A 9773-nucleotide genomic window follows, 5' to 3' on the forward strand; every position below is an offset into this window, starting at 1 on the left:
CGGCGCAGGGACCTGCGGCCGGTGGTTACGGGCCCTCGTCGTAGGTCCCCGCCTCGATCTCGAGGGCCAGTTCCTGGAGGACCTCGATCGCGGAGACGTCCGTCCGGCCGCTGTCGTGCGCGATCGCGAGGCTGGTGAACGCGAGACTGAATCCGGAGACCATCGTGTGCAGAGCCGGGCCGAGTGCCTCGGCCACCAGTGACGCCACCTGCTGCGGGGACGCGTCCGCCGGCACACTGATCGACGGCAGCATTTCGTTCAGGAGCGTCGTGGCCACCCCGGCGGTCGCGGCGGCGCCGTCGCCCTGGTCCTCCCCCTCGCCGTCGCCGTTGCCGTCCTGCCCCGTCTCTACGGCGCGGCGGATGTCCTGGGCCTCGGTGAGGATGCCGATCACCCGCTTGAGTACCTCTGCACGTTCCATCTTGCGGAGCGTAGCCCCGCCCCCGGCCGAACGGGTGCGTACCTGCCGGACTGGACGCACCATGACCGTGTACCCGTAGCCCTGCGGCGAAGGAGACGACCATGACCTCGGGCCCCGCGCCACACACGACGTCCTCGGCCTCCGCAGGCACGGCCGGGTGCCGGCTGGTGCTGGTCCGCCACGCCAAGGCCGTGCCGAAGGACGCAGGGTTCGAGGACGTCGAGCGCCCCCTGAACGAGCGCGGCCGGGCCGACGCACCCCGGGCGGGCCGCTGGCTGGCGGAGTCCGGCTACAAGCCCGACCTGGCACTGTGCTCCCCGTCGCGCAGGACCCGGCAGACCTGGCAGCTGCTGGTCCCTGCACTGCCGGACCCGCCGGACGCCGTGTACGACGAAAGGATCTACAAGGGGGGCCCGAACGTCCTGATCACGGCGGTCGCGGAGCGGGGAGCGGGCCTCGGTTGCGTGGCGCTGGTCGGCCACAATCCCGGCATCCACGAGCTGGCCTCGGCCCTGTGCGGGTCCGGTCCGCCCGAACTGCTGGAGGAGCTCAGGGCGCGCTTCCCCAAGTCGGGGATCGTGGTGGTGGACCTTCCCGGCGGCTGGGACACCCTGACACCACCCGGCGCGGGGCACCTTGCGGCCTTCTGGTCACCGCGCCGCTGACCTGGGGGGCTCCGGGGTCTGCGAGGCGTTCTCGGCCCGGGCGTCACCGGCGCCGCACAGCGCTTGCCGGCGCAGCGTCGCCAGCGCGTCGTCGATGGGGTGGGATTGCGGCTTTCCCGAGGAGTCCGGCTTGTTCCACCTCTGGAGGGTGACCCCGAACGACATCTGGCGCCTGCCGTCGGCCCGGGTCAGAGACAGCGTTCCGGCTCCCCAGGCCGAGCCGTCGTGCCCCCAGAAGGTGCCGCAGCCCGGAATGACGACCTTGTGCAGACCGAGGCCGTAGTCGACCGTTGTTCCGTCCAGAGCGCGGACCGGCAGCGTGCGCTGCATCTGTGCCAGCGACGACCGGTCGACGAGCTCGCCGTCGAGCAGCTTCGCGAAGAAGCGGTTGAGGTCCTCCATGGTCGAGACCAGAGCGGCCGACGGTCCCACCCAGGACATGTTGTAGACGCTGTAGTCGCGCGGCGGGTCGATCAGGCCGTAGAAGGCCTCGTACATCCGCGGATGCGGTCCCATGATGCGCGGCCCCGCCGGAAACGCGGTGTGCCGCAGACCGGCGCGCTCGATGACGTTCCGGGTGATGTACTGCTCGGCCGTGGAGCCGGTCACCTGTTCCAGGAGTTGGCCGAGGAGCAGGTAGTTGGTGTTGGAGTACACCCCGGGAGAGGCTCCGGGCTCGCCGGCGGGAGGCGCCGCGAGCCCCATCTCGATCAGCTCGGCCGGGCGGAACTGCCGGAACCGGTTGTCGTCCAGGCTCTCCGGTGACATGTCCGGCAGGGAGGGGAACCCCTGGAGGGACGGGAACGCATAGGGGAGGTAGTCGGCGATGCCGCTGGTGTTGTTGAGGAGCATCCGCACCGTGACCTTCCTGCCCCGCTCGCCCGGCACCAGGTGAGGAAGATAGCCGCCGACCGGCGCGTCGAGCCGGATCCGGCCCCGCTCGACCTGCTGCATCACGGCGACGGCGGTGAAGGTCTTGGTGACGCTGCCGACGCGGTGCCGCATGTCGGGCGTGACGGGACGGCCCGTCGTGACATCGGCGACGCCGGAAGCGCCCCGCCAGGTCCGGCCGGTGTCGCGCACCTCGGCGTACACCCCCGGCACCCCCGCGCGATGGACACCGTCCACGGCGGACCTCAGCCCCGCCGGGTCCAGGCCGTCCGACGCGCTCGCGTTGCCGGCCGGGACGGACCCTGGTCCGTGCGGCGCGGGCGCGGCGGCCACCGTGCCCGCACAGAGACTCAGCGCGGCGGCGCTTGCGCCGATCGCCAGGGGAATCCTCAGTCGAACCTTCACGACGTCCGTCCTTTCGTGGTCAGTGCGTGGAACGGGGACTGTGCGCGTGCCGTTCGGCATTCGCGGCTCACTCGGACAGCGCGCGGCGCAGAGCGTCGCCGAGCTCGGCGTTCTGCCGCTGCGAGACCGCGGCGGACAGGAGTGCCTGCGATCCGTGGAAGGTGCCGGGCCACTGGTGGAGCTCGACCGGTACGCCCGCCTGCATCAGGCGCAGCGCGTAGGCGATGCCCTCGTCGCGGTTGGGACAGAACTCCGCGGTGGCGATGTAGGCCGGGGGCAGGCCGGAGAGATCGGTGGCGCGTGCGGGGGCGGCGTACGGGGTGGCCGGCCGGGAGCCCAGGTAGTGCCGCCACGCTGTGGTGATCTTGTCGCGGTCGAACCAGGGCGTGCCGGTGAAGTTCCGTGCCGACCAGGTCTCCTGGCGGTCGTCCAGCCCCGGCTGGTTGAGCAGCTGGAAGCGGATAGCGGGCCCCTGCTCGTCGCGAGCCCGCAGGGCCGTCGCCGCGGCGAGGTTCGCTCCGGCGCTGTGACCGCCGACGGCGATCCGCGCAGGGTCGACCCCGAGTTCGGCCGCGTGCCCGGCTGTCCAGGTCAGTACGGCGTAGGCGTCGTCCAGGGCGGCCGGGAAGCGGTGCTCGGGCGCCAGGCGGTAGCCCACCGAGACCACCACCGCCCCGGAGAGGTCCGCGATGCGGGCGGCCCAGGGGTGTTCGGTGTCCAGGTCACCGAAGACTCCGCCGCCGCCGTGCAGCCAGACGACCGCGCCTCGTGCCCCGTGCGGACGGTAGATCCGCACCGGCACGTCCGGATCGGCGGCCACGGTGCGGTCATCGACCTCCATGTTCGAGGTGTCCGGTGCCGGTGTCGCCGCGGCGCGCTCGGCGAAGTGCTTGCGTGCGGTGACCGGGTCGTTCAGGTCGAGCTGGGGGAGGAGCGGGATGAATGCTTCGAGTTCGGGATCCATGACGACCATCCTCAGGGCCGTCACCCGGAGGGGTCATCCGCCAACCGTCGGCCGTCCCACCCCGATTCCGCGCCGACCGGCGCACCTCTGCCCTTCGGTGACCGGCGGGGAGGTGGACTGTCGGCGAGTCAGGCGCCAGACCCGGTCCTCTGGCCGGTGTCGGCCGGAGCGTGCCGTTCTGCGGGCCGGCGGAGGTGCTCGGTGAAGCCGAGGCGGGCCGGGACGGCGCCGCCGGCACGGTTCGCCGGGTCGTGGACGATCTCGACGTAGTCGATGCCCGGCATGCGGAAGGCCTGTTCGACGAGGGCGTGGGCGGCCCGGGTGGCCACGCCCCGGCCGGTGGCGGCCGGGTGCAGCCAGTAGCCGATCTCACGGTTGTCGTCCCGGGTTCCGGCGCGTCGGATCAGTGCGCAAGTGCCCACGATGTGCCCGTCCCACACGATCGTGTGGGTGAACTCCGACTGGTGGCACCGCCGGCTGCCTGGCGGTCGAGTAGCCGGCATCGGGTGTGCCCAAAAGGTGCATAGCGGGTATCTTGGTCCCTGTATGGCCCTTCTGTCGTGCCGGACCGCCCCGGGCCCTCCGGCCGCGGCACTGGGCCGCCGAAGACGAGGCCTGTGGTGTCGGCATGAGGATTTCCCGAGCCCACGATGACGTCCCGAACCGCGCGCGCCGGAGGGAAACCGGCGTCGCGGCGCGACCGGGCGGCGCACGGCGCGCGGCCGTCCTGGCACCGTGCACGGCCCTGCTGGTCGTTGCGTGCTTCCTCCCTTCCGGGGCGAACGCCGCGGCCCTGTCGGATGTTTCGGTCCCGCCTCCGCCGGCGGCCGGCGCCATCGATCCCACGCCGACCACGCCGTCCGCGCCGTCGGCACTGAAGGCCATCGACCCGGCCGCCCTGCAGGCCGCCGTGGAGCGCGAGGCGAAGAAGCTCATGGTGCCCGGCGCGGTGGTCCTGCTCCAGACCCCGCAGGGGACCTTCCGGGCGATCGTCGGTACCGCCGAGCTGGGCAAGGTCCAACCCCCCACCACGAGTGACCACTTCCGCATCGCCTCCAACACCAAGACGATGACCTCGGCCCTGATCAACCTGCTCGCCCAAGAGGGCAGGCTACGGCTGAGCGATCCGGTGTCCGCGTACGTCGACGGCGTGCCGGGCGGCGACCGCATCACGCTCGCCGACCTGCTGAAGATGCGCAGCGGGCTCTACAACTACACCGACGCGCCCGAACTCTCGGCGTCTCTGGACGCCGAACCCCGCAAGGCCCGGACGCCGCAGGAGATGCTCGACATCGCCTTCCGGCGGGCGCCCGACTTCGCCCCCGACACGTCCTACGAGTACAGCAACACCAACTACGTGCTGCTGGGACTCGTCGCCGAGAAGGCGGGCGGACAACCGCTGGCGCGCCAGTTCCAGGACCGCTTCTTCGCCCCGCTCGGCCTGGCGGGAACCTCGCTGCCGGGCATCCGCGACGTGTCCCTCCCCGCGCCGTACGCACACGGCTACATGTACGGCGGAACGGGCTACGCGCTCGTGGACAAGCCCTATCCCGCCGACGTGCAGGCGGCGGCCCGGTCCGGAAAGCTCCGTCCCGTGGACTACACCCACCAGAACCCCTCGTACGCCACCGCTGCCGGAGGCGTCATCTCCACCGCGGACGACCTGGCGACCTGGATCCGGTCTCTGGTGACCGGAAAGGTCCTCGGTCCCGCATCCCAGAAGCAGTGGCTGGACAGCGTGCAGGCCGAGGACCCGGCCGCGCCCGACGGTCAGAAGTACGGGTACGGCATCGCCTACCAGCGCTTCGGTCCGCAGGCCGCGATGTACTACCACGGCGGTGAACTCCCCGGCTTCAACTCCTTCATCGGCCACGACCCGGACAACGGGGTCACGCTGGTCGTCTGGACGAACCTGACCGTGTCGCTGGACGGCAGGGCCACGGCCATGGCCCTGCTGCCCACCATCCTGAACCAGGTCTACGCCGGCCTCTCGCTCCCCACCGGCGGCGACGGCTAGCCGGTTACCGCTCGCTACGCCGCCCGCCGCCCTCGCCCCCGCCCGCCGCCCGCCGCCCGGTCCTGGTCCACGGGGCGCGACCTGGCGTCCGTGACCAGGGCGAGTCGCCATATCCCGGTGCCCCGGCGGGTGAGACCCGGCTGCGTGCAATTGGCCCTGGAATGAAGCCCGTTGAGTGTGGAGTCGGGATTGCAGCTCAACTTAGGGAAGGCTAGCCTAAGTTCGTGATTACCGCCGCCACCCCACGCCCCCCGGTCCACGGTGCGGACGGCCGTCCGCCGCTGGTCCGCCGGGCCCGCCTGCAGGACGCCCCCGCCCTCCACACGCTCTCGACGGCCTTCATCCGCTCCGGAGCCCTACGGCCCCGCAGTATCGACCACTACCTCGCGCACGCCGGGGAGTTCCTCCTCGTGGGCGGCCACGGCCGCGCCCGCGTCCGGGGCTGCCTCGCCCTGAGCGACGCGGGGGAGGGGGCCGCCGTGCTCTACAACTTCTGTGTCGCCCGGGGAAGCCAGGGGCGGGGATTGGGTGCGGCGTTGCTGCGTGCCGCCTTCGCCGAGGCGCGGGGCCGCTCGGTACGGGAGGTCTTCACCGCGACCACCGGTGGCGCCGCCCTCTTCCGGCGGTACGGCTTCCTGCCCGCCGGTCCGGGACGGGCGCCCGCCGCCTGGGCGGGGGCGCTGGACCCCGCCCGCGGTTCCGAGGTGCTCTCCCGGCGCCTTTGAGGCGTACCCGTCCACACGTGATCAGGGCCGGGCCGGAGCGGTCGCTCCGGTCCCGGAGCCCACGGCCGGCGTGCACCGCGGGGACGCGGTGGGTTCCGTGGGTGCCGTGGGTGTGCGCGGCGGCGCCGCCCGGGACGTAGGCGGGGGAGGCCGCGGGTGGGCCGGCCCTACCGCGGCTCAGCGGGGAGGCGCTCTTCCCGGGGCGGGCTGTCGGGCACCACCGTGGTGCCGGTGTGCTCATCGGCGAACACCTCCATGACCAGGGCGTGTGGCACCCTGCCGTCGAGCACGTGGGCCATCCGGACCCCGGAGCGCACCGCCCGCAGGCAGCCCTCCATCTTGGGCACCATGCCGCCGGCCATCGAGGGCAGCAGCTTCTCCAGTTCGCCCACCGTGAGCCGGTCGATGATCTGCGTGCTGTGCGGCCAGTCCGCGTAGAGCCCCGCGACGTCGGTGAGCATCACCAGCTTCTCCGCGTCCAGGGCCTGGGCGAGGGCGGCGGCCGCGAGGTCCGCGTTGATGTTGTAGACCCCTGCGTCGTCCGCGCCGCGCGCGATGGGGGAGATCACCGGGATGCGCCCCTGCTCCAGCAGGTCCCGTACCGAGCCGGGGTCGACGTGCACGATGTCGCCCACCAGGCCGATGTCCACCTCCGAGCCGTCCACCAGGGCCGGCCGCCGGACGGCCGACAGGGTACGCGCGTCCTCGCCGGTCATCCCCACGGCGAAGGAGCCGTGACGGTTGATCAGGCCGACGATGTCCCGTTGGACCTGGCCGGCCAGCACCATCCGGACGACTTCCATCACCTCGGGTGTCGTCACCCGCAGTCCTGCGGCGAAGCGGACCTCCAGTGCGAGCCGGGCGAGCATCGCGCTGATCTGCGGGCCGCCGCCGTGCACCACGACCGGCCGGATGCCCGCATGGCGCAGGGAGACCACGTCTTGGGCGAAGGCCGCCTTGAGTTCTTCGTTCACCATGGCGTTGCCGCCGAACTTGACCACGACCGTGCGGCCTTGGAACCGCTCCAGTCGTGGCAGGGCCTCCATGAGCGTGCGCGCCCGTGGCGCCGCGTGTCCGCTCACCGGGCGGGGTGTGCTGTCGTCATCAGGTTTCCAATGCGTCGATGAGGATCGTGGTGGTGTGTACGACGGCGCCTCGCGCGGCCGTCCAGCGAAGGGCGAGCGCGTGCTCCTCCGCGGAGGTGTCCGCGACCGCGTCGGCGACGACGAACGGCTGGATGTCGTTCATGAACGCGTCCGCTGCGGTGAGCAGCACGCCGGAGTGCGCGAACACGCCGCAGAGGATCAACTGGTCCCGGCCCGCGGTGCGCAGGATGCGCTGCAGGTGGCTGCGCAGGAAGGCGTTGTGCCGGGCGTTGACGATCACGTGCTCTCCCGGGTACGGGGTCAGTTCCCCGGTGATCGCCACGTTTCCGTCCTGCGCGGTCGGCTCGCTCTCCATCTCGGCGGCGAGGCCCAGCTGTTCGGGTCTCTGGGCGGAGGGAACCGCGCTGAAGACGACCGGAAGGCCGAGCCGCTGTGCGGACAGGCGCAGTGCGCCGATGTTGCGGATCAGGTCCACGAGCGGCGGGGCGTTGCGGGGGAAGGGGTGGAGCAGGTGGTTCTGCATGTTGTGGATGAGCAGCGCGGCCCGGCCGGGGTCGATGGACCACGGTGCCACGGAACGCGGCACGACGTCCTGGGTCGGCATGCGGTAGGGGTCGATGGTCGCAGGGCCCATGTCTGGATCTCCTTGTGGCCGGCGCTTCGCGGGCGGCGCCGGTAGTGCAGATGTGAGAACCCGTCAGGATCAACTGTCGCGCGATCGCGGGCTCAGTCCCCGCCTGTGGTCCTTCCGTTCGACCCGCCTGCGGTGTCGTCCGGTCGGCTGCCGGGAGAGAGGACGGGATCATCGAGCTGGACGATCCGGTACCCGACGCCGGGGCTCGCCGCCTTGGGGGGTCTGCGCCGTCGGCCGCTCGCCTGCGCCGAGCGGGCCCGTTGGGCCGCCGCGATCAAGGCCCCTACGGGCGGCGCCTCGGCGCGCAGGCGGTTGAACCGGCGGACGGAGATCCCGACGAGGTTCGCCGCCACCGGCCAGGCCGCGCCCTTGCGGATCGCGTTCAGCATCAACTGCAGTGCCGCGGGGGTGGGCGCCACGCCCGGTCTCAGGCCGTGCGCCTCGGCCAGCGCGTGCGCGGCGCGAAGCGCCCCGGCGAAGCTGGCGTCGAGCTCCAGCCACTCGCGCAGCGTGCGCTCGGAGACACCGGCCGCGGCCGCGCACCCGGGGATGGTCAGTCCCTGAGCCGCGCCGCGCAGGGCGTCCGCCATCCGGGCGATGGTCTCCTCACGCTGGCTGGGCGTGCGGCGCAGTGCGTCGCGCAGCGCCCGGTCCATCTCCTCGTGGGAGCCCATCCAGGCCACGACTTCGTCGGCCCACTCGTCCTGCTGCGCTTGGTGTTGTGCTTTCTCTTGCATCCCCACACCCCCAATATTAGGGAAGCCTAACCTAAGAGCGGGGTGCCGGGGAGGGAAAGGCCCCGTCGGTGTGAGCTTTCGGGGACCCGCCATCCCGGCCCCAACCCCGCTCGACAGGCGGGTAGTTGGCGGAACCCATCGTCTGTCGGCCAACCTGCTCGGCGGCTTTCGGCCGGGCGCCGCAGATCGAGTCGGGTCGGTCCCGCCCGGCCGCCGCCTGACCGTCAAGGCGCCCCGACGGCGTCCCACGCAGGTGCCGGCTCCCAAGGTCCCCGTCCATGGTGTGGATCCGGTCAAGCTGGATGGCCGTTCGGTGAACCGCCCGCGGCCGACAGCAGGTCAGCGGGCTCAAGGGGGCACGTCGTAGCCGGGAATGGGCGCGTCGCCGTGCGGCTGTGCGGCGCGTGCGTAGCCCGTGAGCTGCCCGAACGGCCATTCGATGATCGATATCCGAACGCTGTGTCCGTAAAGCGGCCATCGATATGCAACTCGCCTTCGCGTCGGCCACTCTGGGGTTGTCAAGGCGTGGTATCGAAACCAAATGCCGCGCTACACCTTTGAATCGAAAGTGAGTTGTCGTGCGTCACCGCATCGCAGCTGTTTCCTCCGCTGCACTCCTCTGTCTGATCGGCGCCTCCGGCACGGCGACGGCCCAGCCCGCCGGCCTCTACGCCCCCTCCGCCCTCGTGTTCAGCGTCGCGCAGGGCGACGACGCCGCGACGTCCACCGTCGTCCGGGCGTCCACCCTCAGCTGCGCGCCGACCGCCGCCGGTACCCACCCCGACCCGGACGCCGCCTGCGCAGCCCTCGACTCCACGGGTGGGGCACTCGACCGCCTGCTGGACTCCCCGAACCCGGACCGGGCGTGCCCGATGCACTACGCCCCCGTCACCGTCACCGCGGACGGCGTGTGGCAGGGCTCCCGTGTGTCCTGGAAGTACACCTTCTCCAACGGCTGCGTCATGTCCGCGACCCTCAACGGCAACGCCGTCTTCGCGTTCTGACCCCGTGTCGGCCCGGCCGTCGAGGCCAGGCCCTCAGCGCTGCGTCCGGCGCCGCCCGGCGCAGCGCCCCTCGGGAGCCGACCCCCGGCGCCGGCCGGCCGTCGTCGGGCTAAGGGGTCCTAACAAAGGCGTTGGACGTGGCGGTGGGTGATGAGGCAGGTGGCGAGGCCGAGGAAGGCCTCGTGGATGTCGTCGCGTCGTTCC

11 protein-coding genes are annotated in these 9773 nt (G+C 72.0%); 4 read left to right on the plus strand and 7 right to left on the minus strand.

Going from position 1 to position 9773, the window contains the following annotated elements:
- Window positions 1-25: 25 nt before the first annotated feature.
- Window positions 26-421, minus strand: a complete 396-nt coding sequence (locus ACWGIF_RS28755; protein WP_453501809.1) for a hypothetical protein — start codon at window positions 419-421, stop codon at window positions 26-28.
- A gap of 101 nt (window positions 422-522) precedes the next feature.
- On the opposite strand from ACWGIF_RS28755, the gene ACWGIF_RS28760 reads away from it, so the two are divergent.
- On the plus strand, window positions 523-1086 hold the full coding sequence (locus tag ACWGIF_RS28760) for a SixA phosphatase family protein (protein WP_453501810.1): 564 nt from the start codon (window positions 523-525) through the stop codon (window positions 1084-1086).
- Here ACWGIF_RS28760 and ACWGIF_RS28765 read toward each other — a convergent pair.
- From ACWGIF_RS28765 to ACWGIF_RS28775, 3 genes are all read right to left on the minus strand, one after another.
- A complete protein-coding gene (locus ACWGIF_RS28765; RefSeq protein ID WP_453501825.1) occupies window positions 1072-2226 on the minus strand; it encodes a serine hydrolase domain-containing protein in 1155 nt (384 codons plus the stop codon). The genes ACWGIF_RS28760 and ACWGIF_RS28765 overlap by 15 nt on opposite strands.
- A 223-nt stretch (window positions 2227-2449) precedes the next feature.
- Window positions 2450-3346 carry an alpha/beta hydrolase gene (locus ACWGIF_RS28770; RefSeq protein ID WP_453501811.1) on the minus strand — a complete coding sequence of 299 codons (897 nt, stop codon included), beginning with the start codon at window positions 3344-3346 and terminating at the stop codon, window positions 2450-2452.
- A 128-nt stretch (window positions 3347-3474) separates the two neighbouring features.
- A complete protein-coding gene (locus tag ACWGIF_RS28775) occupies window positions 3475-3768 on the minus strand; it encodes a GNAT family N-acetyltransferase (RefSeq protein ID WP_453501812.1) in 294 nt (97 codons plus the stop codon).
- A 206-nt stretch (window positions 3769-3974) separates the two neighbouring features.
- On the opposite strand from ACWGIF_RS28775, the gene ACWGIF_RS28780 reads away from it, so the two are divergent.
- Window positions 3975-5363: a serine hydrolase gene (locus tag ACWGIF_RS28780; RefSeq protein WP_453501813.1), complete on the plus strand. Its 1389-nt coding sequence runs from the start codon at window positions 3975-3977 to the stop codon at window positions 5361-5363.
- A gap of 224 nt (window positions 5364-5587) precedes the next feature.
- Window positions 5588-6088, plus strand: a complete 501-nt coding sequence (locus ACWGIF_RS28785; RefSeq protein WP_453501815.1) for a GNAT family N-acetyltransferase — start codon at window positions 5588-5590, stop codon at window positions 6086-6088.
- Window positions 6089-6255: 167 nt separating this feature from the next.
- On the opposite strand, the gene argB is transcribed toward ACWGIF_RS28785, so the two are convergent.
- The 3 genes from argB to ACWGIF_RS28800 form a co-directional block, all read right to left on the minus strand.
- A complete protein-coding gene (argB, locus tag ACWGIF_RS28790) occupies window positions 6256-7134 on the minus strand; it encodes an acetylglutamate kinase (protein ID WP_453501827.1) in 879 nt (292 codons plus the stop codon).
- A 58-nt stretch (window positions 7135-7192) separates the two neighbouring features.
- Entirely contained in the window at window positions 7193-7828 is a 636-nt protein-coding gene (locus ACWGIF_RS28795) for an isochorismatase family protein (protein ID WP_453501817.1), read from the minus strand.
- Between the two features lie 92 nt (window positions 7829-7920).
- Entirely contained in the window at window positions 7921-8571 is a 651-nt protein-coding gene (locus ACWGIF_RS28800; RefSeq protein ID WP_453501819.1) for a hypothetical protein, read from the minus strand.
- 572 nt (window positions 8572-9143) lie between these two features.
- Between ACWGIF_RS28800 and ACWGIF_RS28805 the strand changes: the two genes are divergently transcribed.
- Window positions 9144-9569, plus strand: a complete 426-nt coding sequence (locus ACWGIF_RS28805) for a subtilase-type protease inhibitor (RefSeq protein ID WP_453501820.1) — start codon at window positions 9144-9146, stop codon at window positions 9567-9569.
- The last annotated feature ends 204 nt before the right edge of the window (window positions 9570-9773 follow it).

It is taken from the genome of Streptomyces sp. NPDC054849 (assembly GCF_053610945.1).